22 protein-coding genes, 1 tRNA gene and 1 riboswitch are annotated in these 21,559 nt (G+C 67.5%); of the genes, 12 read left to right on the top strand and 11 right to left on the bottom strand.

Annotated elements, in window-relative coordinates:
- Positions 1–19: 19 nt before the first annotated feature.
- The gene (locus EZ216_RS04650) at positions 20–358 is read left to right on the top strand and encodes a P-II family nitrogen regulator (protein ID WP_135248387.1); all 339 of its coding nucleotides are present in this window, start codon (positions 20–22) and stop codon (positions 356–358) included.
- Positions 359–390: 32 nt separating this feature from the next.
- Here EZ216_RS04650 and EZ216_RS04645 read toward each other — a convergent pair whose 3' ends face one another.
- Genes EZ216_RS04645 through EZ216_RS04620 form a run of 6 tightly spaced genes read right to left on the bottom strand, consistent with a single transcriptional unit; the run spans position 391 to position 3,606 of the window.
- On the bottom strand, positions 391–978 hold the full coding sequence (locus EZ216_RS04645) for an LOG family protein (RefSeq protein ID WP_135248386.1): 588 nt from the start codon (positions 976–978) through the stop codon (positions 391–393).
- Positions 978–1,373 carry a diacylglycerol kinase gene (locus EZ216_RS04640; protein WP_135248385.1) on the bottom strand — a complete coding sequence of 132 codons (396 nt, stop codon included), beginning with the start codon at positions 1,371–1,373 and terminating at the stop codon, positions 978–980. Before EZ216_RS04640 ends, EZ216_RS04645 begins: the two co-directional genes overlap by 1 nt.
- Positions 1,374–1,385: 12 nt before the next feature.
- A complete protein-coding gene (locus EZ216_RS04635) occupies positions 1,386–1,937 on the bottom strand; it encodes an RDD family protein (RefSeq protein ID WP_135248384.1) in 552 nt (183 codons plus the stop codon).
- Between the two features lie 9 nt (positions 1,938–1,946).
- Entirely contained in the window at positions 1,947–2,606 is a 660-nt protein-coding gene (locus tag EZ216_RS04630) for a DUF3106 domain-containing protein (protein WP_135248383.1), read from the bottom strand.
- An 11-nt stretch (positions 2,607–2,617) separates the two neighbouring features.
- On the bottom strand, positions 2,618–3,043 hold the full coding sequence (locus EZ216_RS04625; protein ID WP_135248382.1) for a DUF3619 family protein: 426 nt from the start codon (positions 3,041–3,043) through the stop codon (positions 2,618–2,620).
- Positions 3,040–3,606, bottom strand: a complete 567-nt coding sequence (locus tag EZ216_RS04620; protein ID WP_135248381.1) for an RNA polymerase sigma factor — start codon at positions 3,604–3,606, stop codon at positions 3,040–3,042. Before EZ216_RS04620 ends, EZ216_RS04625 begins: the two co-directional genes overlap by 4 nt.
- Positions 3,607–3,847: 241 nt before the next feature.
- Between EZ216_RS04620 and EZ216_RS04615 the strand changes: the two genes are divergently transcribed.
- From EZ216_RS04615 to EZ216_RS04585, 7 genes are all read left to right on the top strand, one after another.
- Positions 3,848–5,635: an acetolactate synthase 3 catalytic subunit gene (locus tag EZ216_RS04615; RefSeq protein ID WP_135248380.1), complete on the top strand. Its 1,788-nt coding sequence runs from the start codon at positions 3,848–3,850 to the stop codon at positions 5,633–5,635.
- A gap of 95 nt (positions 5,636–5,730) precedes the next feature.
- Positions 5,731–6,222, top strand: a complete 492-nt coding sequence (gene ilvN, locus EZ216_RS04610; RefSeq protein ID WP_135248379.1) for an acetolactate synthase small subunit — start codon at positions 5,731–5,733, stop codon at positions 6,220–6,222.
- 131 nt (positions 6,223–6,353) lie between these two features.
- On the top strand, positions 6,354–7,370 hold the full coding sequence (ilvC, locus tag EZ216_RS04605) for a ketol-acid reductoisomerase (RefSeq protein ID WP_135248378.1): 1,017 nt from the start codon (positions 6,354–6,356) through the stop codon (positions 7,368–7,370).
- Between the two features lie 93 nt (positions 7,371–7,463).
- Complete coding sequence (pssA, locus tag EZ216_RS04600; RefSeq protein ID WP_135248377.1) at positions 7,464–8,282, top strand: CDP-diacylglycerol--serine O-phosphatidyltransferase; 819 nt, start codon at positions 7,464–7,466, stop codon at positions 8,280–8,282.
- 211 nt (positions 8,283–8,493) lie between these two features.
- The gene (gene leuA, locus EZ216_RS04595; RefSeq protein ID WP_135248376.1) at positions 8,494–10,191 is read left to right on the top strand and encodes a 2-isopropylmalate synthase; all 1,698 of its coding nucleotides are present in this window, start codon (positions 8,494–8,496) and stop codon (positions 10,189–10,191) included.
- Positions 10,192–10,219: 28 nt separating this feature from the next.
- Complete coding sequence (locus tag EZ216_RS04590) at positions 10,220–11,758, top strand: 2-isopropylmalate synthase (RefSeq protein WP_135248375.1); 1,539 nt, start codon at positions 10,220–10,222, stop codon at positions 11,756–11,758.
- 118 nt (positions 11,759–11,876) lie between these two features.
- The gene (locus EZ216_RS04585) at positions 11,877–12,944 is read left to right on the top strand and encodes a serine hydrolase (RefSeq protein WP_135248374.1); all 1,068 of its coding nucleotides are present in this window, start codon (positions 11,877–11,879) and stop codon (positions 12,942–12,944) included.
- A 52-nt stretch (positions 12,945–12,996) separates the two neighbouring features.
- Here the strand turns inward: EZ216_RS04585 and EZ216_RS04580 are convergent, their stop codons facing one another.
- Genes EZ216_RS04580 through aat form a run of 3 tightly spaced genes read right to left on the bottom strand, consistent with a single transcriptional unit; the run spans position 12,997 to position 15,331 of the window.
- Positions 12,997–13,794 (bottom strand): IclR family transcriptional regulator, encoded by a 798-nt coding sequence (locus tag EZ216_RS04580; protein ID WP_135248373.1) that lies wholly within the window; start codon positions 13,792–13,794, stop codon positions 12,997–12,999.
- Between the two features lie 44 nt (positions 13,795–13,838).
- A complete protein-coding gene (locus EZ216_RS04575; RefSeq protein ID WP_135248372.1) occupies positions 13,839–14,588 on the bottom strand; it encodes an arginyltransferase in 750 nt (249 codons plus the stop codon).
- Positions 14,585–15,331 carry a leucyl/phenylalanyl-tRNA--protein transferase gene (gene aat, locus EZ216_RS04570; RefSeq protein ID WP_135248371.1) on the bottom strand — a complete coding sequence of 249 codons (747 nt, stop codon included), beginning with the start codon at positions 15,329–15,331 and terminating at the stop codon, positions 14,585–14,587. Before aat ends, EZ216_RS04575 begins: the two co-directional genes overlap by 4 nt.
- A 54-nt stretch (positions 15,332–15,385) precedes the next feature.
- Between aat and EZ216_RS04565 the strand changes: the two genes are divergently transcribed.
- The 4 genes from EZ216_RS04565 to EZ216_RS04550 all read left to right on the top strand — a co-directional run bounded on the left by EZ216_RS04565 (position 15,386) and on the right by EZ216_RS04550 (position 19,956).
- On the top strand, positions 15,386–16,441 hold the full coding sequence (locus EZ216_RS04565; RefSeq protein WP_135248370.1) for a serine hydrolase domain-containing protein: 1,056 nt from the start codon (positions 15,386–15,388) through the stop codon (positions 16,439–16,441).
- 100 nt (positions 16,442–16,541) lie between these two features.
- A complete protein-coding gene (locus EZ216_RS04560) occupies positions 16,542–17,510 on the top strand; it encodes a Bug family tripartite tricarboxylate transporter substrate binding protein (RefSeq protein WP_135248369.1) in 969 nt (322 codons plus the stop codon).
- A gap of 57 nt (positions 17,511–17,567) precedes the next feature.
- Positions 17,568–17,668, top strand: a riboswitch (TPP riboswitch).
- Between the two features lie 83 nt (positions 17,669–17,751).
- Positions 17,752–19,842: a TonB-dependent siderophore receptor gene (locus EZ216_RS04555; RefSeq protein WP_135248368.1), complete on the top strand. Its 2,091-nt coding sequence runs from the start codon at positions 17,752–17,754 to the stop codon at positions 19,840–19,842.
- A gap of 38 nt (positions 19,843–19,880) precedes the next feature.
- Positions 19,881–19,956 (top strand) — tRNA-Asn (locus EZ216_RS04550).
- A gap of 113 nt (positions 19,957–20,069) precedes the next feature.
- Here the strand turns inward: EZ216_RS04550 and EZ216_RS04545 are convergent.
- Both EZ216_RS04545 and fdxA read right to left on the bottom strand, forming a co-directional pair.
- Positions 20,070–21,173, bottom strand: coding sequence for an NAD(P)/FAD-dependent oxidoreductase (locus tag EZ216_RS04545; protein ID WP_135248367.1), 1,104 nt, complete (start codon positions 21,171–21,173; stop codon positions 20,070–20,072).
- 7 nt (positions 21,174–21,180) lie between these two features.
- Positions 21,181–21,510: a ferredoxin FdxA gene (gene fdxA, locus EZ216_RS04540; protein ID WP_135248366.1), complete on the bottom strand. Its 330-nt coding sequence runs from the start codon at positions 21,508–21,510 to the stop codon at positions 21,181–21,183.
- Positions 21,511–21,559 lie beyond the last annotated feature (49 nt).

Below are 21,559 nucleotides of genomic sequence, written 5' to 3'. Positions count from 1 at the left end.
GGCGCAGAGGAAGGACCACATGAAACAGATCACCGCCATCGTCAAACCGTTCAAGCTGGAGGAAGTGCGCGAGGGGCTGGCCGAATGCGGCGTCACCGGCCTGACGGTCACCGAGGTGAAGGGCTTCGGCCGCCAGAAGGGCCACACCGAGCTCTATCGCGGCGCCGAGTACGTGGTGGACTTCCTGCCCAAGGTGAAGGTGGAAGTGGTGGTCAAGGACGACGACGTGGACCGCTGCGTCGACGCCATCGTGAAGGCCGCGCGCACCGGCAAGATCGGCGACGGCAAGATCTTCGTCACCAGCGTGGAGAGGGTGGTGCGCATCCGCACCGGCGAGACCGACGAGTCCGCGGTCTGAGCGCCCCGGCCCGCGCGGCCGCCGTCCTGATTTCAGATTTCCGAGAGGTCCTGCGCCGAAGGCGCGGTGGATTCGTCCACCAGCGCCTGCAGCATCGCGTGCGTGTCCGTGCCGACGCGCACCAGGTCCATCTGCCAGTCGTTCATGAAGCCGTGGCCCACGCTGCCTTGCAGGAACTTCAGCAGCGGCTGGTAGTAGCCGTCCGTGTCCAGGATGCCGACCGGCTTGTCGTGGTAGCCCAGCTGGCGCCAGGTCCACACCTCGAACAGTTCTTCCAGCGTGCCGATGCCGCCCGCCAGCGCGAGGAAGGCGCCGGCGCGCTCGGCCATCATTCGCTTGCGTTCGTGCATGGTCTGCACGACGTGCAGCTCGGTGCAATCGCGCTTGGCCCATTCCTTCTCGACCAGTGCCTGGGGAATGATGCCGATCACGGTGCCGCCCGCGGCGAGCGTGGCATCGGCCGCGATGCCCATCAGGCCGTTGTTGCCGCCGCCGTAGACGAGTTGCCCGCCGCGCTGGCCGATCCAGGTGCCCACCGCGCGCGCCACGTCGACGAAGGGCTGCGCCACGCCGTTGCGCGAGCCGCAGTACACGCAGATGGAAAAAGGAGGCTGCGCCATCACCAGCCGGCCCTCTGCGCGATGGCGGCGGCCCAGATGCCGATGGCCAGCAGCAGGGCCAGCAGCACGGCGGCGCTGCCCATGTCCTTGGCGCGCTTGGAGAGGTCGTGCCACTCGGGGCCGATGCGGTCCACCACGGTTTCGATGCCCGTGTTGAGCAGTTCGACGATCATCACCAGCATCACCGAGCCGGCCAGCAGCGCCACCTGCACCCAGCCTTGCCCGAGCCAGAAGGCCAGCGGCACGAGCACGATGGCCGAGACGGCTTCCTGCCGGAAGGCGGTTTCGCCCCAGCCGGCGCGCAGCCCCTGCAGCGAGTAGCCGAACGCGTGCCGCAAGCGGCTGAGGCCGGTGCGCAGCTTCTGCGGATTGACGGGGGGCAGGCCTTGGGTCATGGCCACGATTGTCTACGAGCGCATGCCCACGCCGACCGGCCGGGCGCCGACCAGGCGCGTGCCTGCCAACGCGTCGTGCCAGAACTGGCGCTGCGGGTGGAAGCGGCTGAGGAGCGCCCACATGGCGACCCAGCCCGCGATGAGCACCACCATCTCGCCGACGGCCAGGTGCATCGGCCCGAGGGCCATCAGCGCGGGCAGGAACCACAGCCAGCTGCACAGGTAACGCAGCAGCGCGCGGCCCTGGGTGAGCGGGCGGCCGTCGCGGTCCACCACGCGGATGCCCCAGGTCTTCATCGCCAGCGTCTGGCCGCGGCTCCAGAACCAGCCGAAGTAGATGCCGAAGATGACGAAGAGGAAGGCCTGCAGCAGGTGCCGGCGCGAATCCATGCCGCTGCGCACCTGGCCGAGCGTGCTGAACAGCCAGCCGGCGATGAACACCACCGCGAACAGCAGCATGCCTTCGTAGACCCAGCACGCCATGCGGCGTGCGAGTGGGGGAGCTTGCAGGTTTTCCGGGGCGGGCGCGGCCGCGCCGCCGGGATCGATCGGCTGCTGGGACATCCGGTGAGCTTACTGGTGCGCGGGAGCCGGCAGGGGCACGGCGGAAGCGCCCTCGGGGCCGGCGGCGATGCGCGGCGACGACTTGCCGCTGGGGTCGGGCCGTGGCGTGTTGGCCAGCTTCTGCGGCGGCACCGGCTTGACGGCGGCGGCGGTGGAAGCGGTCTTGCCGCCGGCGCCGGCCGCCAGCTTTTTCTTTTCCTCGGGCGAGAGGGCCTGGTAGGCCTCCCACTTGGCCTTCTTGTCGTCGGCCGAGAGGTTCTTGGTTTCGGCGAAGTTCAGCCGGGCCTGGGTGCGCTGCTGCGGGCTGAGCGCCACCCATTCGTTCATGCGGCTGTGCAGCTTGGCCTGCTCTTCCGGCTTCATCTGCCGGTAGTTGCGCGACATCGCGATCCACTTGCGCTTCTGGCCTTCGCTCAGCCTGGACCAGTCGCCTGCCAGGGGCCGCAAGGCCTGCTGCTGGTCGGGCGTGAGTTCCGCCCAGGTGGGGCGGGGTTCGGCGGCGGCGCGTTGGGCGGAAGCGGCGCGGCTTGCGGCCGGCTTGGTCGAGGCGGGCTTGGCTGCCGACGCCCCGGCGGCGGGCGGATTGGGGACCTGGGCGGCGCACAGGCCCGCCAGCAGGGCCGCGGCGAGGCCTGCTGCGAGAGCCGGACGGAGGCGCGCTGCCCGCATGCCGGCCCCGGTCAGGGGTTGGACTTGAGGAACTGGACGAAGCCCGGGTCGGCGTAGGCGGCCGGCGGCAGGTCGTCGGTGAGCAGGGCGGCGTCGACGTCCGCCACTTCGCGGGCGCGGCGATCGTTCTGCACCACGTGGATGGTGACCAGCCCGGCGGCCAGCACGATCAGCGGCAGGGCGGAGGCCAGGCGCTGCCAGAAGCTCAGGCCTTCCTTGCCGCCCAGGGTGGCCTGGCCGTCAGCCGAGGCGGAAACGGAACGGGCCGTCTGCAGGGCGGCCAGCTTGCGATGCGACAGGGCCTGCATGCGGGCGGCACGCAGGCGCTCGGAGATGTCGTGCGGCAGCCCGGCCGCGCCGGCGTCCAGCCGGGCCGCGACCCGGCGGGCGAATTGGTCCTGGCGGGCCTGCGCCAGGGCGGGGGTGACGTCGTTCATGGTTGTAATCCCTTTGCCTTCAGTGCCTTGCTGAGGGCCTGGACCGCCCGGGAACAGTGCGTCTTGACGCTCCCTTCCGAACAGCCCATGGCCGCCGCCGTTTCGGCCACGTCCATGTCCTCCCAGTAACGCATCAGGAAAGCCTCGCGTTGACGCGCGGGCAGGGCCTGTATCTCCTGCTCGATTTCCCGCAAGACCTGGGCCCGGCGCGTGCTGTCCTCGGCGCTCTCCGCCTGCTGGGAGCCTTCCAGGACCGTATAAGTTTCCAGAAGGTCGAAATCCCCGTCCTCGCCGGCGGATTCGAAGTCGCTCAGGTTCGAAAAGAGCGCATTGCGCGTCTTCTGGCGGCGGAACCAGTCCAGCGTGCAGTTGGACAGGATGCGCTGGAAGAGCATCGGCAGCTCGGCCGGCGGCTTGTCGCCGTAGTGCTCGGCCAGCTTCATCATGCTTTCCTGCACGATGTCCAGCGCGGCTTCCTCGTCGCGCACGTGGTAGACCGAACGTTTGAACGCCCGCTTCTCGACGCTCTTGAGGAAGTCGGAGAGTTCTCTTTCGGTGGCCAAGGGGCGGGGAGCGAACGTCGAGGTGATTGAGGCGGCGGGATTATGGCACCCGCATGCCCTGTTGCAGGGTTGCCCGTCCACCGATGCCATAATGCGCGCTGCAAGTCAAAGGCAAACGAGCCCGGATCCGGCGGAAGCAACAGGCCCGCCCATGGTCCGAGGTTCTAAGTCCCGACGAGGCCTCACGAGGGCTGGCGAAGGGGCACCCCAAGGTTCTTCTCGGAAACCGGAAAGGTTGATCATGGAAATCTCCAAGGCGGAGCTCACCTCCGCGGCGGCAGCGCCCACGGGCCTGCAGTCACCCCCTCCTCAGGACCTCCGCGGCGCGGAAATCCTCGTCAAGTCGCTGCAGGCCGAAGGCGTGAAGTACGTCTGGGGCTATCCCGGCGGTGCCGTGCTGCACATCTACGACGCGTTCTACAAGCAGGACACCATCCAGCACGTGCTGGTGCGCCACGAGCAGGCGGCAGTGCACGCGGCGGACGGTTATGCGCGTGCGACGGGCGACGTCGGCGTGGCCCTGGTGACGTCGGGCCCCGGCGTCACCAACGCCATCACCGGTATCGCCACCGCGTACATGGATTCGATCCCGATGGTGATCGTCACCGGGCAGGTGCCCACGGCCGCCATCGGCCTGGACGCCTTCCAGGAATGCGACACGGTCGGCATCACGCGGCCCATCGTCAAGCACAACTTCCTGGTGAAGGACGTGCGCGACCTGGCCGAGGTGATGAAGAAGGCTTTCCACATCGCCCGCAGCGGCCGTCCCGGCCCGGTGGTGGTGGACATCCCGAAGGACGTCTCGTTCAACAAGACTGCCTACGCCGGCTACCCGGACAAGGTGGAGATGCGCTCGTACAACCCGGTGCGCAAGGGCCACGGCGGCCAGGTGCGCAAGGCCGTGCAGATGCTGCTGGCGGCCAAGCGCCCGTACATCTACGCGGGCGGCGGCGCCATCCTGGGCAACGCGACGCAGGAGCTGCGCCAGCTGGCCGACATGCTGGGCTGCCCCACCACCAACACGCTGATGGGCCTGGGCGCTATCGACGGCACCGACCGCAAGTTCCTGGGCATGCTGGGCATGCACGGGACGATCGAGGCCAACAACGCGATGCAGAACTGCGACGTGCTGCTGGCCGTGGGCGCGCGCTTCGACGACCGCGTGATCGGCAACCCCAAGCACTTCGCTTCGGGCGACCGCAAGATCATCCACATCGACATCGATCCCTCCAGCATCTCCAAGCGGGTGAGGGTCGACGTGCCGATCGTGGGCGACGTGAAGGACGTGCTGGCCGACCTCATCTCGAACATCCGCGAATCGGGCCAGAAGCCCGACGCGCAGGCGCTGGCCGCGTGGTGGGACCAGATCGAGACCTGGCGCAAGCGCGACTGCCTGAAGTACGACCGCGGCAACAAGGAAGTGATCAAGCCGCAGCACGTCATCGAGACGCTGTGGAACATGACCAAGGACGTCGACACGTACATCACGTCCGACGTCGGCCAGCACCAGATGTGGGCCGCTCAGTTCTACAAGTTCCGCGAGCCGCGCCACTGGATCAACAGCGGCGGCCTGGGCACCATGGGCGTGGGCATCCCCTACGCCATGGGCATCAAGCTGGCCAAGCCGCAGAGCGAGGTGTACTGCGTCACGGGCGAAGGCTCGGTGCAGATGTGCATCCAGGAGCTGTCCACCTGCCTGCAGTACAACACCCCGATCAAGGTCATCTCGCTGAACAACCGCTACCTGGGCATGGTGCGGCAGTGGCAGGAGCTGGACTACGAAGGCCGCTACAGCCACAGCTACATGGACGCGCTGCCCAACTTCGTGAAGCTGGCCGAAGCCTATGGCCACGTCGGCATGCTGATCGAGAGGCCGCAGGACGTGGAGCCGGCGCTGCGCGAAGCGCGCAAGCTGAAGGACCGCACGGTCTTCATGGACTTCCGCACCGACCCGACGGAAAACGTCTGGCCGATGGTGCAGGCCGGCAAGGGCATCACCGAGATGCTGCTCGGCTCCGAGGACCTCTGACCCCCAACCCGTAACGCGGCGAACCGAATCGTCCCGCCGAGCCCGCCGCTTACCGGCGGCGGGGGAGGGCGGCGAAAAGGCGAGCCGGAGGACACATGAAACACATCATCGCAGTGCTGCTGGAGAACGAGCCGGGCGCGCTCTCCCGCGTGGTGGGCCTGTTCTCGGCCCGCGGCTACAACATCGAATCGCTCACGGTAGCGCCGACCGAGGATGCCTCGCTGTCGCGCATGACCATCCAGACCACCGGCTCGGACGACGTCATCGAGCAGATCACCAAGCACCTGAACCGCCTGATCGAGGTGGTGAAGGTGGTCGACCTGACCGAGGGCGCCTACACCGAGCGCGAGCTCATGATGGTGAAGGTGCGCGCGGTCGGCAAGGAACGCGAGGAGATGAAGCGCATGGCCGACATCTTCCGCGGCCGCATCATCGACGTCACCGAGAAGAGCTACACGATCGAGCTGACGGGCGACCAGTCCAAGAACGACGCGTTCCTGGAAGCGATCGACCGCAGCGCCATCCTCGAAACCGTGCGCACCGGCGCCAGCGGCATCGGCCGCGGCGAACGCGTGCTGCGCGTGTAGCGGGCGGCAGGAATCGAGGCTCAGCCCACCACCCGTTCGGGCTGAGCTTGTCGAAGCCCCGGTGCGCCGGGGTTGCTTGAGCCCTTCGACAGGCTCAGGGCGAACGGGTTGTCATTCAACTGGAGAGAAGCATGAAGGTTTACTACGACAAGGACTGCGACCTGAGCCTGATCAAGGGCAAGACCGTCGCCATCATCGGCTACGGCTCGCAGGGCCATGCGCACGCGCAGAACCTGAACGACAGCGGCGTGAAGGTCGTGGTCGGCCTGCGCCCGGGCGGCGCTTCCTGGCCCAAGGTCGAGAAGGCCGGCCTGAAGGTCGCGGCCGTCAACGAGGCCGTGAAGATGGCCGACGTGGTCATGATCCTGCTGCCCGACGAGCAGATCGCCACCGTCTACAAGAACGACGTCGAGCCGAACATCAAGCAGGGCGCTTCCGTCGCCTTCGCGCACGGCTTCAACGTGCACTACGGCCAGGTCGTGCCGCGCGCCGACCTCGACGTGTGGATGGTCGCGCCCAAGGCGCCCGGCCACACCGTGCGCAACACCTACACGCAAGGCGGCGGCGTGCCCCACCTCGTGGCGGTGCACCAGGACAAGAGCGGCAAGGCCCGCGACCTGGCGCTGTCTTACGCGATGGCCAACGGCGGCGGCAAGGCCGGCATCATCGAGACCAACTTCCGCGAAGAGACCGAGACCGACCTGTTCGGCGAGCAGGCCGTGCTGTGCGGCGGCACCGTGGAGCTGATCAAGGCCGGTTTCGAGGTGCTGGTGGAAGCCGGCTACGCGCCCGAGATGGCGTATTTCGAGTGCCTGCACGAGCTGAAGCTGATCGTCGACCTGATCTACGAAGGCGGCATCGCGAACATGAACTACTCGATCTCCAACAACGCGGAGTACGGCGAGTACGTCACGGGCCCGCGCATCGTCACCGAAGAGACCAAGGCGACGATGAAGAAGGTGCTCAAGGACATCCAGACCGGCGAATACGCCAAGAGCTTCATCCTGGAAAACCGCGCTGGCGCCCCGACGCTGACCTCGCGCCGCCGCCTGATGGCCGAGCACCAGATCGAAGTGGTGGGCGAGAAGCTGCGCGCCATGATGCCCTGGATCAAGGCGAACAAGCTGGTCGACAAGTCGAAGAATTGACGACCAATCCCCGCGAAGGTGGGGACCTGTGAAAAGGCCCGCGACAGCGGGCCTTTTTTCATTGCGCGCCAGCGCCCTTTACACTCACGCCCCATGCACGACGGCACCGACAGTATCGAGACGCCCGCGCCCGAAGGCGTGGTGGTGCGCAAGCGCCGCAAAGGCATCTACATCCTGCCCAACCTGTTCACGCTGGCCGCGCTGTTCGGCGGCTTCTTCGCCGTGGTGATGGCGATGAACCAGCGCTTCGACATGGCCGCGGTCGGCGTGTTCGTGGCGATGGTGCTGGACAGCCTGGACGGCCGCGTGGCGCGCATGACCAACACGCAGAGTGCCTTCGGCGAGCAGATGGACTCGCTGTCGGACATGGTGTCGTTCGGCGCCGCGCCCGCGCTCATCGCGTACGAGTGGGCGCTCAAGGGCCTGGGCCGCTGGGGCTGGATCGCCGCCTTCGTCTATTGCGCCTGCGCTGCGCTGCGCCTGGCGCGCTTCAACGTCAACACCGGCGTGGTGGACAAACGCTATTTCCAGGGCCTGCCTTCTCCCGCCGCCGCCGCGCTCGTCGCCGGCTTCATCTGGCTGGCGACCGACAACGGCATCAAGGGCTACGAAGTCGAGTGGGTGATGTTCGGCTTCGCGCTGTACGCGGGCCTGACGATGGTGACCAACGTGCCGTTCTACAGCTTCAAGGACATCTCCATGAAGCGCAGCGTGCCGTTCGCCGCCATCGTGCTCATCGCGCTGATCATCGCGGTGATCAACATCGACCCGCCCATCGTGCTGTTCTCCCTCTTCTGCATCTACGGCATCTCCGGCTACGCCGTGTACGGCTGGCGCAAGGCAAAGGGCCAGCAGACCAGCGTCATCAGCACGTCCACCGACGAGCCGGACGAGCGGGGCCTGCACCGCTGACCCGCGAAACCGCTGGACAGCCTGCCCATCCTTCGTGTTACCATCCCGCGCCATGAACCTGCTGTCGCTGGCCCTACTGCTAATCCCCCACGGGCGGAGACGGTAGAGCGCGCGCGCAAGCACCTCACTCGACGGCCCGTATGCACCAGCAGCGGGCCGTTTTGTTTTGGGGCTGCTGGTTCACCTCCACGAAACGAAAGATCACATGTCCATGTTGAAGAACCCCGCCACCAAGTACCGCTCCTTCGCGCCGGTGGGCCTGAAGGACCGCACGTGGCCGGACGCGGTGATCAGCCGCCCTCCGGTGTGGTGCAGCGTCGATCTGCGCGACGGCAACCAGGCGCTGATCGAGCCCATGGACATGGCCCGCAAACTGCGGATGTTCCAGGCGCTGGTGAAGATCGGCTTCAAGGAGATCGAGGTGGGCTTCCCCTCGGCTTCCCAGGTGGAGTTCGACTTCATCCGCAAGCTGATCGAAGAGGACCTGATCCCCGACGACGTCACCATCCAGGTGCTGACCCAGGCGCGCGAGCCGCTGATCCGCCGCACGTTCGAGTCGCTGCAGGGCGCGCGCCGCGTCATCGTCCACCTGTACAACGCCACCGCGCCCGTCATGCGCAAGGTGGTGCTGGGCCTGGATGAAGACGGCATCGTGCAGCTGGCTACCAGCCAGGCGCGCCTGTTCAAGGAACTGGCCGCGGAGCAGCCGAAGACGGAATGGACCTTCCAGTATTCGCCCGAGATGTTCTCCGGCACCGAGCTGAAGTTCGCCAAGCGCGTCGTCGACGCGGTCACCGAGGTGTGGCAGCCCACCCCGGCGCACAAGTGCATCGTCAACCTGCCGTCGACGGTGGAGCACTCCACGCCGAACATCTTCGCCGACATGATCGAGTGGATGCATCGCAACATCGCCCGCCGCGATTCCGTCGTGCTGTCGGTCCACCCGCACAACGACCGCGGCACCGGCACCGCCGCCGGCGAGTTCGCCATCATGGCCGGCGCCGATCGCCTGGAAGGCTGCCTGTTCGGCAACGGCGAGCGCACCGGCAACCTCGACCTGGTGAACGTCGCCCTCAACATGTACACGCAGGGCGTGAACCCCGGGCTGGACTTCTCCGACATCGACGACATCCGCCGCACGGTGGAGCACTGCAACCAGTTGCCGGTGCACCCGCGCCACCCGTACGCGGGCGACCTGGTCTATACCTCGTTCTCCGGTTCGCACCAGGACGCCATCAAGAAAGCTTTCTCGGCCCGCAAGGAAGGCGACATCTGGGACATGCCCTACCTGCCCGTGGACCCCAAGGACCTGGGCCGCAGCTACGAGGCGGTCATCCGCGTCAACAGCCAGTCCGGCAAGGGCGGCATCTCCTACCTGCTCGAAAGCGAGTACGGCCTGGAGCTGCCGCGCCGCCTGCAGATCGAGTTCAGCCAGGTCGTGCAGGCCGTGATGGACGCCAGCGGCAAGGAGCTGAGCGCGCGCGAGATCCACGAACTGTTCACGCGCGAGTACGGTCTCGGCGGCATCCCCGCGCCGTCGCACCAGCTGGTGGAAGAGGCGGGCGCTACCGGCACCACGGTGAAGCTGAACGCGGAAGTGGTGGTCGACGGCAAGCCGATGACCGTGCGCGGCATGGGCAACGGCCCGATCGACGCTTTCGTCGAAGGCCTCTCGGCCGCCACCGGCGTGGAAGTGCGCGTGCTGGACTACCACGAGCACGCCATCGGCGCCGGCGCCAACGCGCAGGCCGTGGCGTACCTGGAATTGCGCGTGGGCTCGCGCACGCTGTTCGGTGTCGGCATGGACGCCAACATCGTGTCCGCCTCGCTCAAGGCCATCGTCTCCGGCCTGCAGCGTGGCCGCAGCGGGCAGGCGGAAACGCCGCGCGAAGCCGCCCCCGCGAAATAATCGCGGTTCGCCAACAGGAGCACCGCGCATGGCCGACCAGCTGATCATCTTCGACACGACCCTGCGCGACGGCGAGCAATCGCCCGGCGCGTCCATGACCAAGGACGAGAAGCTGCGCATCGCGCGGCAGCTGGAACGCCTGAAGGTGGACGTCATCGAGGCCGGCTTCGCCGCCAGCTCCAACGGCGACTTCGAGGCGGTGCAGGCCATCGCCGCGGCGATCAAGGACAGCACCGTGTGCTCGCTGTCGCGGGCCAACGACCGCGACATCGCGCGCGCGGCGGAAGCGCTCAAGAGCGCGGCCCGCGCGCGCATCCACACCTTCATCGCCACCTCGCCGCTGCACATGGAAAAGAAGCTGCGGATGACGCCCGAGCAGGTGCTGGAGCAGGCGAAGCAGTCCGTCCGCTTCGCGCGCAACCTGTGCGGCGACATCGAGTTCTCGCCGGAGGACGGCTACCGCAGCGAGATGGACTTCCTCTGCCGCGTGCTGGAAACGGTCATCGCGGAAGGCGCCACCACCGTCAACGTGCCCGACACCGTGGGCTACGCCGTGCCCGAGCTGTACGGCAACTTCATCAGGACGCTGCGCGAGCGCGTGCCCAACTCCGACAAGGCCATCTGGTCCGTGCACTGCCACAACGACCTGGGCATGGCGGTGGCCAACTCGCTGGCCGGCGTGAAGATCGGCGGCGCGCGCCAGGTCGAGTGCACGATCAATGGCCTGGGCGAGCGGGCGGGCAACTGCTCGCTGGAAGAGATCGTGATGGCCGTGCGCACGCGCAAGGACTACTTCGGGCTGGACGTCGCCATCGACACCAAGCACATCGTGCCGGCCAGCCGCATGGTCAGCCAGACCACGGGCTTCGTGGTGCAGCCCAACAAGGCCGTGGTCGGCGCCAACGCGTTCGCCCATGCCAGCGGCATCCACCAGGACGGCGTGCTCAAGGCGCGCGACACCTACGAGATCATGCGGGCCGAGGACGTGGGCTGGTCGGCCAACAAGATCGTGCTGGGCAAGCTGTCGGGCCGCAATGCGTTCAAGCAGCGCTTGCAGGAGCTGGGCGTGCAGCTGGACAGCGAGGCCGAAGTCAATGCCGCGTTCGCCAAGTTCAAGGAACTGGCCGACCGCAAGAGCGAGATCTTCGACGAGGACATCCTGGCGCTGGTCAGCGACGAGACGGTCACCGACGAGCAGGAAACCTACCGCCTGATCTCCCTGGCCCAGCACAGCGAAACCGGCGAGCGGCCGCATGCCGTGGTCGTGTTCGCGGCCCACGGCAAGGAAGTCCGCGGTGAATCCGACGGCAACGGTCCGGTGGACGCTTCCCTGAAGGCCATCGAGGCCCACGTGGCCAGCGGGGCGGAGATGGTGTTGTATTCCGTCAACGCCATCAGCGGGTCCACAGAAAGTCAGGGGGAGGTGACTGTCCGGCTGCAGAACAGCGGAAGAGTTGTCAACGGCGTGGGGGCCGACCCCGACATCGTGGTGGCTTCGGCCAAGGCTTACCTGAGCGCCCTCAACAAGTTACAAAGTAAAGCTGAGCGGGTGGCTGCACAAGGTTAGGGTTGTGTCCATATAATTCGGCTGCTGACTTAGGAATACCGCCTAAGTCGTTGAAGTAGTACAGTTTTTCACCGTCGACCATCCACCCGGCGGTGCCTGTGGACACGAAGGAGTCCGAATGCAGCCGAAGGTGCCGACGCCCACCAGGAAGACGTTGACACGCGTGCTACACGCGGTGACTGTATTGGCGTTCGTCGCCGGCCTGCTGCCGGACGCCGCCGAGGCTGCCACCGCGCGCAAGGCGGTCAAGAAATCGCGTCCCGCCGCCACGCAGCGCGTCGCCCGCACGTTCGTTTCCACCAAAGCCCGCCGCTCGGTCGTCTACGCGCCGGCGCGTCCGTCGTTCGGCCAGATCGCCGGCCTGCACGGCGGGAAGGACGCGCTGGACCTGAAGTCCAGCGTCGCCCTGGTCATCGACCAGGACACGCGCGAAGTGCTGTTTTCCAAGAACGACCAGGCCGTGCTGCCCATCGCGTCGCTCACCAAGCTGATGACCGGCGTGCTGATCAGCGAAGCGCACCTGCCGATGGACGAGACCATCACCATCACGCAGGACGACGTGGACACCGAGAAGGGCAGCTCGTCGCGCCTGCGCGTGGGCTCCACGTTGACGCGCGCCGAAGCGCTGCACCTGGCGCTGATGTCCAGCGAGAACCGCGCGGCGCACGCGCTGGGCCGCACCTACCCGGGTGGCCTCGCGGTGTTCGTGTCGCAGATGAACGCCAAGGCCAAGCTGCTGGGCATGAAGGACACGCAGTACGTGGAACCCACGGGCCTGTCCAGCCGCAACCAGTCCAGCGCGCATGACCTGGCCACGCTGGTGAACTTCGCCTATCAAGATCCGCAGCTGCGCGAATATTCCACGTCGCCCGGCTACCAGGTCGCGGTCGGCCACCGCACGCTGCAGTACAACAACACCAACCGCCTGGTGAAGAACCCCGACTGGGAGATCGGCCTGCAGAAGACCGGCTACATCTCCGAAGCCGGCCAGTGCCTGGTGATGCAGGCCAAGATCGCCGGCCGCAAGCTGATCATGGTGTTCCTGGATTCCGCCGGCAAACTCAGCCGCATCGGCGACGCGGAGCGCGTGCGCCGCTGGGTCGAGAACAACGTGCCCACGCCCGCCGGGTCCGCCACGCCGGGCGCCACGCCCTCGGCTACCGTGATCCGGCAGGTGAGCGGCTGAGATCGGCGCAAGCGCCCCATGAAAAAAAGGCCCCTCACGGGGCCTTTTGCTTTTACGCCGCGGCTCTTTGCGCGGGCGGCGTGTACCCCAGCGCCGCCGAGATCTCGCTCGCCGTCGCCTGCAGCTTCGTCAGCCAGCCTTCGTCCAGCCGATCCGCCGGCGCCGAGATGGACAGGCCCGCGATCAGCTTGTTCTGGTCGTCGTAGATGCCCGCGGCCATGCAGCGCACGCCCAGCTCCAGCTCCTCGTTGTCGCGGGCGATGCCGTACTGGCGCGCCTTGGCCAGTTCGCGCTCCAGCACCGGCAATTGAGTGATGCTGTTGCGCGTGTGGCCCGCCAGGCCGGTGCGCGTGGCGTACGCGCGTACGCGCGGCGCGTCATCCGCGGCCAGGAACAGCTTGCCGGTGGACGTCAGGTGCAGCGGCGCGCGGCCGCCGATGGCGCGCACCACCTGCATGCCCGAGCGCTCGCTGTACGCGCGCTCGACGTAGACGATCTCGTCGCCCTGGCGCACCGACAGGTTCACCGGCTGCTGGATCATCTTGTGCAGCTCGCGCATCGGCGTCAGCGCCGCGTCGCGCACGTTCAGCCGCGCCTTCACCAGGTTGCCCAGCTCCAGCAGCCGCATGCCCAGCCGGTAGCTGCCGGCTTCGGGCCGGTCGACGAAGCGGCCGACCGCCAGGTCGTTGAGGATGCGGTGCGTGGTGGAAGGGTGCAGGCCGGTCTTCTCGCTGATCTCCTTCAGCGACACGGCTTCCTCGCGCGAGGCCAGCACGTCGATGAGCGCGAACATGCGCTCGATGACCTGGATGGTGGGGGTGGCGGGCGCGCCGCCTTCGGACTTTCTCATGGGAACGGCTGCTTCAGGCGTTCCCGCGATTTTATCTTGTGAAATCAGCCGCCGCGGCGGGCAACTTCGACCCAGCTGCCTTCCTGCAACACCTGGTGCGGGCGGAAGCGGGCCTTGTAGCTCATCTTGGGACTCTCGCCGATCCAGTAGCCCAGGTACACGTGCGGCAGCTTGAGCTTCTTCGCCTGGTCGATCTGCCACAGCACGCTGTACGTGCCGTAGCTGGCATTGGGATCGGGCTCGTAGAAGGTGTAGACCGCCGAGAGGCCGTCGCCCAGCACGTCGAGGATGGACACCATGCGCAGCGCGCCGGGCGAGCCGTCGGGCAGGGTGTCGCGGAACTCCACCAGGCGCGAGTTCACGCGGCTTTGCAGCAGGAACTGCGTGTACTGGTCGATGCTGTCGTGGTCCATGCCGCCGCCCGCGTGGCGGCCACTCTGGTAGCGCAGGTACAGCTGGTAGTGTTCAGGAACGAAGCACAGCTTCAGCACGCGGGCCTGCAGGTTGGCGTGGGCCGCCCACGCGCGGCGCTGGCTGCGATCGGGCTGGAACTGCTCGGCCAGCACGCGCAGCGGCACGCACGCGCGGCAGCCGTCGCAGTAGGGCCGGTAGGTGAACATGCCGCTGCGGCGGAAGCCGCTGGTCACCAGGTCGGAATACGCGTCGTTGTGGATCAGGTGGCTGGGGGTGGCCACCTGCGAGCGGGCCTGCTTGCCCGGCAGGTAGCTGCACGGGTAAGGCGCCGTCGCATAGAACTGCAGTGTCTGGAGCGGAAGGTCCTTGAGGTGCGTCACGCAGCGGGCTTTCGCAACAGGAGTTCGCTCCAGTATACGGAATCGAATTTCCATCGCGGTGTTGCACGGCGCGCGCGTTTTGCGACGGCCGCAACGAATTCCTTGCGCGGGATCTCGCGCGCGCCCAGCGAGGCCAGGTGCCGCGTGTTCTGCTGGCAGTCGATGCACTCGATGCCGTGGTGCAGGCAGAAGGCCACCAGCCCCGCCAGCGCGACCTTCGAAGCGTCCGGCACGCGCGTGAACATCGACTCGCCGAACACGGCCTGGCCCAGTGACACGCAGTACAGGCCGCCCGCCAGCTGCCCGTCGATCCAGGTCTCCACGCTGTGCGCGAAGCCGGCGGCGTGAAAAGCCTCGTAAGCCTGCACCATCGGCGGCACGATCCAGGTGCCCGACTGGCCCTCGCGCGGGCTGCCGGCGCAGGCGCGGATCACCTCGTCGAACGCGGTGTCGAACCGCACCTCGCAGCGCGGGTCTTCCATGAACTTCTGCAGCGTCTTGCGCAGCGACCGGTGCAGGCGGAACTCACCGGGGAACAGCACCATGCGCGGGTCGGTGCTCCACCACAGGATGGGCTGGCCTTCGCTGAACCACGGGAAGATGCCGCCCGAATATGCGCGCTTGAGCGTGGGCACGTCCAGCGCGCCGCCGGCGGCCAGCAGCCCGGGAGCGGGCTGCGATTCGTCCCAGGCCTCGCCGGCCGGGGGAAACGGGTCGCCTGGGTCCAGCCAGGGAAGCTTCATCGCGCGCACGTCGGATCGTCTCCAGCCCCGATTGTGGTCGCATATGCTCGCCGCATGGACTTCCAGGAAGCGATCGACTTCGCCGTTGCGCACGAAGTGCCTTGGCCGCGCGACCCCACCTGCGACCCCGCGCGCTGGGGAGTGCACCACGCCGACCCGGCGCCGTTCAATCGCCTGCGCGGGCCGGTGCATGAACGCGGCGGCGTCTCAGGCGTCATCCGCGCCGGCGGCAGCGAAGCCGCGGCCTGGGGCGAACCGGACCGGGCCGACCTGACGTTCAGCGTCGCCAAGACCTACCTTGCGCTGCTGGCGGGACTCGCCCACTCGCGTGGACTGCTCGACGTGAACGAGCGCGTCGGCAACCGCGTGCCCGGCATCGGCTTCGAAGGCGCGCACAACGGGCAGGTCACCTGGACGCACCTGCTGGAGCAGACCAGCGAGTGGTCGGGCACCTGCTTCGGCATGCCCGACACCGTGGAGCACAACCGGCGCGTGTCGCACGACCCGAAGCCGCCGCAGGGCGCGAAGGGCGAACCGCGGCAACTGCAGGTACCCGGCACGTACTGGGAATACAACGACGTGCGCATCAACCAGCTGTCGCTGGCGCTGCTGCATGTCTTCAGGCGGCCGCTGGAGGAGGTGTTCCGCGAGGAATTCCTCGTGCCGCTGGGCGGCGGCGAAGGCTTCGCGTGGCGCGGCTACGACGACGCATGGGTCACCATTGACGGGCAGCGTATCCCGTCGGTGCCCGGAGGCTCGCACTGGGGCGGCGGCGTGTCGATCTCCGCGCGCGACCAGGCGCGCATCGGGCAGCTTCTGCTCGACGGCGGTGCACACCAGGGGCGGCAGTTGTTGCCCGCCGAATGGATCGACCGCATGCGGCAGCCCTGCGCGGTGGCGCCGTTCTACGGTTGGCTGAGCTGGCTCAACCGCGACGGTGCGATGTTCGCCGACGCCTCGCGCGAAAGCTGGTTCCTGGTCGGCGCGGGCGGACATTACACGTGGATCGATCCGGCCAACTCGGCGGTGGCGGTGGTGCGCTGGATCGACCCGGCGCGCTCGCCCGGGTTCGTGCACCGCGTGGTGCGGGCGCTGGCCCGCGGCAGCTAACCAAAGTTTTCAAGGGTTCCCCCGTTGGCGCCGGCAGATCGGCGGCCCTAGCCTGCGCGCAGTGCCCGCCATTCCCCGGGCCAACCACGCGAGGAGACCCATGCGCTTCCTGCAGAAAATGGCCGCCGGCCTGTTCATGACGTTCGCCCTGGCGGGCATCGCGTCGGCCCAGGCCGACTATCCCAACAAGCCGATCCGCTGGATCGTCGCGTACCCGCCCGGCGGCAGCACCGACGTGACCGCGCGGCTGATGGCGCAGTGGCTCAGCGCGCGGCTGGGGCAGCAGGTGATCGTGGACAACCGCGCGGGCGGCGGCAACAACATCGGCACCGAGGCGGCCATCCGCTCGGCGCCTGACGGCTACACGATCTTCCTGGTCAACCCGGCCAACGCGATCAACGCCACGCTGTACCCCAAGCTGCCGTTCAATTTCCTCGAAGACATGACGCCGGTGGGCGGCATCATCCGCGTGCCCAACGTGATGACGGTGCGCAAGGACTTCCCCGCGAAGACGGTGGCCGAGTTCATCGACTACGCGAAGAAGAACCCGGGCAAGGTGAACATGGCTTCGTCGGGCTCGGGCACCTCGGTGCACCTGTCGGGCGAGTTGTTCAAGAGCATGGCCGGCATCGACATGAAGCACATCCCGTACAAGGGCGCGGGCCCGGCCACCACCGACCTCATCGCCGGGCAGGTGGACGTGATCTTCGACAACATGCCTTCCATCATCGGCCACATCCGCAACGGCACGGTGCGACCGCTCGGCGTCACCAGCGCGCAGCGCTCGCCCGCGCTGCCCGACGTGCAGGCGATCGCAGAGACCGTGCCCGGCTATGAAGCCAGCGCGTGGTTCGGCGTGTCGGCTCCCAAGGGCACGCCGGCGTACGCCATCGAGCGGCTCAATCGCGAGATCAACGCCGCGCTGAATGATCCCGGCATGAAGGAGAAGCTGGCCAATCTGGGCGGCGTGCCGATCCCCGGCACGCCCGAACAGTTCTGGCAGCTGCAGCGCATGGAAACCGAGAAGTGGGCGAAGACGGTGCAGTTCTCCGGCGCGAAGGCCGAGTAGCGAACCCGTTTCGCCCGCACCGTCAACGCATACAATCCGCTCGCCTTCGCTTCGAAGGCAATCCGCTGGGGGTGTTGCTGCCGAACGGCAGCGACTGAGAGAGTCCCTTTGAACCTGACTGAGGTAATCCTCGCGCAGGGAAGCAAGCATAGGGCGGTGCTCCGGATTCTCGACAGGAGCATTCCACCGCCCATCGCGAGCCGACCTGCCACTGAACGTTGGAGAAAACGTCGTGGCAACCATGAAACCCATCCCGGGCGCCATCGCGCTCCTGCTGTCGGCGTGCGTGCTGGCGGCGCACGCGCAGGACACCACGCTGCGCCCCGTCACCGTCACGCCCGCGGCCGTGCCCACCGCGCCGGACGTCACCGGCTTCGGCGACGTGCCAGCCAAGGAAGTGCCGGCCTCGGCCACCGTGATCGGCGCGCCGCAGATCGAAGCCGCGGGCGCGCGCCGCCTGGCCGACCTGACGCGCTTCGACAGCTCGGTGAGCGACGCGTACAACGCGCCGGGCTACTGGGACATCATGTCCGTCCGCGGCTTCACGTTGGACAACCAGTTCAACTACCGCCGCGAAGGCCTGCCGATCAACGCCGAGACCACCATCCCGCTGGACAACAAGGAGCGGGTGGAAGTGCTCAAGGGCACCAGCGGGCTGCAGGCGGGCACCAGTTCGCCCGGCGGCCTGGTCAACTACGTCGTGAAGCGGCCGACGGCGCACCCCTTGCGCACCGTGAAGCTCGAAGCCACCGAGCGCGGCGGCCTGCTCGGCGCCGCGGACCTGGGCGGCCGTTTCGGCGCCGGCGATGCCTTCGGCTACCGCCTGAACGTCGCGCAGGAGCGGCTGCGTCCCTATGTGCGCGCCACCGACGGCGAACGCAGCCTGGCGGCACTGGCGATGGACTGGCGCGTGACCCGCGACTCGCTGCTGGAAGGCGAGTTCGAATGGAGCCACCACGCGCAGGCCAGCCAGACCGGCTTCTCGCTGCTGGGCAACGTGCTGCCCGCGCCGGTGGACCCGCGCCTGAACCTGAACAACCAGCCCTGGACGCCGCGCTCGCAGTTCGACGCGCTGACCGGCACGCTGCGCTTCACGCAGGCCATCAACCCCGACTGGCGCTGGTCCGCCCAATGGGGCACGCAGCGGCTGAAGAGCGACGACTACACGGCGTTCCCCTTCGGCTGCATGGCCGAAGGCAACTTCGACCGCTTCTGCTCCGACGGCACGTTCGACTACTACGACTTCCGCAGCCAGGACGAGCGCCGCCGCCGCGATGCCGCGGCGCTGAAAGTGTCGGGCCGGTTCCAGACCGGCGGCGTCACGCACGACCTGTCGACCGGCGTGCTGGTGCACCGCACGCGAGACCGATTCAACCCGCAGGCGTTCAACTACACCGGGGCTTCCGGCACCGTGGACGGCCTGACGGTCGTGCCGCCCGCTCCCGAGCCGACCACGCCGGTGCCCGATCGCGACGAGCGCGCGACCGAGCTTCACCTGCAGGACGCCATCCGCTGGAACGACCGCTTCACCACCTGGCTGGGCGTGCGGCACACGCGGCTGGACCGCGGCTACGTGCAGAACCTGACCACCCCCTGGGCGGCGATCAGCTACAAGTTCGACGGCGTGGTCGCTTACGGCAGCTGGAGCCAGGGCGTCGAGTCGTGGCAGGTGACCAAGAGCCCCGTCTTCGCGCTGGCCAACGCCGGGCTGGTGCTGCCCGCCGCGAAGTCGCGCCAGATGGAGGCGGGGTTGCGCGGCGGCGATGCGGCGCTGGGCTGGAACGCGGCGCTGTTCCAGATCCGCCGGCCGGTGACCAACTTCGACTACTGCACGCGCACGTTCCTCTGCACGATCGGCGAATACGACGGCGAAGCGGTGCATCGGGGCGTGGAGGCCGAGGCGCATTGGGCCAAGGGCCCGTGGTCGCTGCAGGGCGCCGTGACGCTGCTGCGCGCGCGGCGCGAGGGCAGCGTGTACGAACCGCTGACCAACGGGCAGCGGCCCACGAACGTGCCCGAGACGGTGGTGCGCATGACGGCGGGCTACCGTGTCGCTGCCGTGCCCGGCCTGTCGGTGGAAGGCCACGTGTCGCACGAAGGATCGCGCTCCGTGCTGTCCGACGGCTCGATCTCCATTCCCGGCTGGACCCGCGTCGACGCGACGCTGCGCTACGAGACGCAGCTGAACGGCGCGCAGACCACCTGGACGCTGGGCGTGCAGAACCTCGCGGACAAGCGCTACTGGCGCGAATCGCCCTACCAGTTCGGGCACGTCTACCTCTATCCGGGCGCGCCGCGCACGGTCCGTTTGTCTTTCACAGCCGCGCTGTGACGGCCGGGCAAAAAATGACGCTATAATCGCGGGCTCATTCCCCGATAGCTCAGTCGGTAGAGCGCCGGACTGTTAATCCGTAGGTCCCTGGTTCGAGCCCAGGTCGGGGAGCCAAATCGAAAAGGCCTTGGTCGAAAGACCAGGGCCTTTTTCTTTGCCGCCGCAGGATGCCACCCCAAGAAGAAAGGGCCCCGAAAGGCCCTTTGTCGTTGATGCGGCAGCAGCGCTCAGTCGAACACCGGCGTCTCCACGCCCAGCACCTTGTGCAGCTTCGGCGACGTGGTCGTGTACTGCAGGTGGATCTTGCCCTTCTCGGGGAAGATGATGGGCGCGGCGGCGAAGGCGGCCAGCGCGCATTCGTGGAAGCCCGAGAGGATCAGCTTCTTCTTGCCCGGGTAGGTGTTGATGTCGCCTACCGCGAAGATGCCCGGCACGTTGGTGGAGAACTTCTCGGTGTCCACCTTCAGCTGCTTGCGCTCGATGTCCAGGCCCCATTCGGCGATCGGGCCCAGCTTGGGCGACAGGCCGAAGAAGACCAGCAGCGTGTCGGTGGGCACGACGCGCGTCACCCCGTCTCCGCCGGTGACCTTGGCGCCGGTGAGCTTGCCGTCCTTCTCTTCGTAGCCGGTGACCTGGCCGACGATGAACTGCATCTCGTACTGCTCGCACAGCTCGTGCATCTTGGCCACGGACGCGGGCGCGGCCTTGAAGCCGTCGCGGCGGTGCACCAGGATCACGCTCTCGGCCTTGTTCGGGCCTTCGGCGGTGAAATTCAGCGTCCAGTCCAGCGCCGAATCGCCGCCGCCCACGATCACCAGGTTCTTGCCGGCGAAGTCGGCCGGGTTCTTCACCCGGTAGTGCAGCTGCGAGCCGTCGAACTTGTCCAGGCCGTCCACCTTGAGCAGGCGCGGCTCGAAGGCGCCCACGCCCGCCGCGATGAAGATGGTCTTGGTCAGGAACTCGGTGCCCTTGGACGTCTGCACGTAGAAGCGGCCGTCGTCCTGCTTCTGCACCGCGGTGACCGTCTGGCCCAGGTGGAACGTGGCGCCGAAAGGCTCGATCTGCTTGAGCAGCGCGTCGGTCAGTTCCTTGCCCGTGCACACCGGGATGGCCGGGATGTCGTAGATGGGCTTGTCGGGGTACAGCTCGATGGGCTGGCCGCCGGGGTAGGCGAGCGAGTCGATGACGTGGGCCTTGATCTCCAGCAGGCCCAGCTCGAACACCTGGAACAGGCCGACCGGGCCGGCGCCGATGATGACGGCGTCGGTCTCGATGGGGCCGTCGTGCTCGGCGGCGGTCTTGATCACTTCTTGGTTGAGTTTGAGGTCCATTTTTCCTTCAGCGGACCAGCTCCGACAGCTTGCCGGGCTTGTCCTTCCATTCCTCGGCGTCGTCCAACGCCGGCTTGCGCTTGGTGATGCTCTTCCAGCCGGCGGCGCGGGCCAGCTCGGCGTTCAAGGCGGTGAAGGCCACCTGGTCCGCCGGGACGTCTTCCTCGGCGTAGATGGCGTTGACCGGGCACTCGGGGATGCAGACCGCGCAGTCGATGCACTCATCGGGGTCGATCACCAGCATGTTCGGCCCTTCGCGGAAGCAGTCCACGGGGCAGACGTCCACGCAGTCGGTGTACTTGCAGCGGATACATTGTTCGGTGACGACGTGGGTCATGACTTGACGTGGTGCAGTTGCGCTGGGGAAAACCCCGAATTTTAGCGGG

The organism is Ramlibacter humi (assembly GCF_004681975.1).
In the GTDB taxonomy this organism is placed as follows: Bacteria; Pseudomonadota; Gammaproteobacteria; order Burkholderiales; family Burkholderiaceae_C; genus Ramlibacter; species Ramlibacter humi.
Note: the sequence above shows the minus strand (reverse complement) of the source record. Positions and strands in the feature narration are given on the sequence as shown.

Excerpts from the sequence above, each read along its gene's own strand:
- EZ216_RS04650 (WP_135248387.1), top strand. The coding sequence starts at position 20 with ATGAAACAGATCACCGCCATCGTCAAACCGTTCAAGCTGGAGGAAGTG.
- EZ216_RS04645 (WP_135248386.1), bottom strand. The coding sequence starts at position 978 with ATGGCGCAGCCTCCTTTTTCCATCTGCGTGTACTGCGGCTCGCGCAAC.
- EZ216_RS04640 (WP_135248385.1), bottom strand. The coding sequence starts at position 1,373 with ATGACCCAAGGCCTGCCCCCCGTCAATCCGCAGAAGCTGCGCACCGGC.
- EZ216_RS04635 (WP_135248384.1), bottom strand. The coding sequence starts at position 1,937 with ATGTCCCAGCAGCCGATCGATCCCGGCGGCGCGGCCGCGCCCGCCCCG.
- EZ216_RS04630 (WP_135248383.1), bottom strand. The coding sequence starts at position 2,606 with ATGCGGGCAGCGCGCCTCCGTCCGGCTCTCGCAGCAGGCCTCGCCGCG.
- EZ216_RS04625 (WP_135248382.1), bottom strand. The coding sequence starts at position 3,043 with ATGAACGACGTCACCCCCGCCCTGGCGCAGGCCCGCCAGGACCAATTC.
- EZ216_RS04615 (WP_135248380.1), top strand. The coding sequence starts at position 3,848 with ATGGAAATCTCCAAGGCGGAGCTCACCTCCGCGGCGGCAGCGCCCACG.
- ilvN (WP_135248379.1), top strand. The coding sequence starts at position 5,731 with ATGAAACACATCATCGCAGTGCTGCTGGAGAACGAGCCGGGCGCGCTC.
- ilvC (WP_135248378.1), top strand. The coding sequence starts at position 6,354 with ATGAAGGTTTACTACGACAAGGACTGCGACCTGAGCCTGATCAAGGGC.
- pssA (WP_135248377.1), top strand. The coding sequence starts at position 7,464 with ATGCACGACGGCACCGACAGTATCGAGACGCCCGCGCCCGAAGGCGTG.
- leuA (WP_135248376.1), top strand. The coding sequence starts at position 8,494 with ATGTTGAAGAACCCCGCCACCAAGTACCGCTCCTTCGCGCCGGTGGGC.
- EZ216_RS04590 (WP_135248375.1), top strand. The coding sequence starts at position 10,220 with ATGGCCGACCAGCTGATCATCTTCGACACGACCCTGCGCGACGGCGAG.
- EZ216_RS04585 (WP_135248374.1), top strand. The coding sequence starts at position 11,877 with ATGCAGCCGAAGGTGCCGACGCCCACCAGGAAGACGTTGACACGCGTG.
- EZ216_RS04580 (WP_135248373.1), bottom strand. The coding sequence starts at position 13,794 with ATGAGAAAGTCCGAAGGCGGCGCGCCCGCCACCCCCACCATCCAGGTC.
- aat (WP_135248371.1), bottom strand. The coding sequence starts at position 15,331 with ATGAAGCTTCCCTGGCTGGACCCAGGCGACCCGTTTCCCCCGGCCGGC.
- EZ216_RS04565 (WP_135248370.1), top strand. The coding sequence starts at position 15,386 with ATGGACTTCCAGGAAGCGATCGACTTCGCCGTTGCGCACGAAGTGCCT.
- EZ216_RS04560 (WP_135248369.1), top strand. The coding sequence starts at position 16,542 with ATGCGCTTCCTGCAGAAAATGGCCGCCGGCCTGTTCATGACGTTCGCC.
- EZ216_RS04555 (WP_135248368.1), top strand. The coding sequence starts at position 17,752 with ATGAAACCCATCCCGGGCGCCATCGCGCTCCTGCTGTCGGCGTGCGTG.
- EZ216_RS04545 (WP_135248367.1), bottom strand. The coding sequence starts at position 21,173 with ATGGACCTCAAACTCAACCAAGAAGTGATCAAGACCGCCGCCGAGCAC.
- fdxA (WP_135248366.1), bottom strand. The coding sequence starts at position 21,510 with ATGACCCACGTCGTCACCGAACAATGTATCCGCTGCAAGTACACCGAC.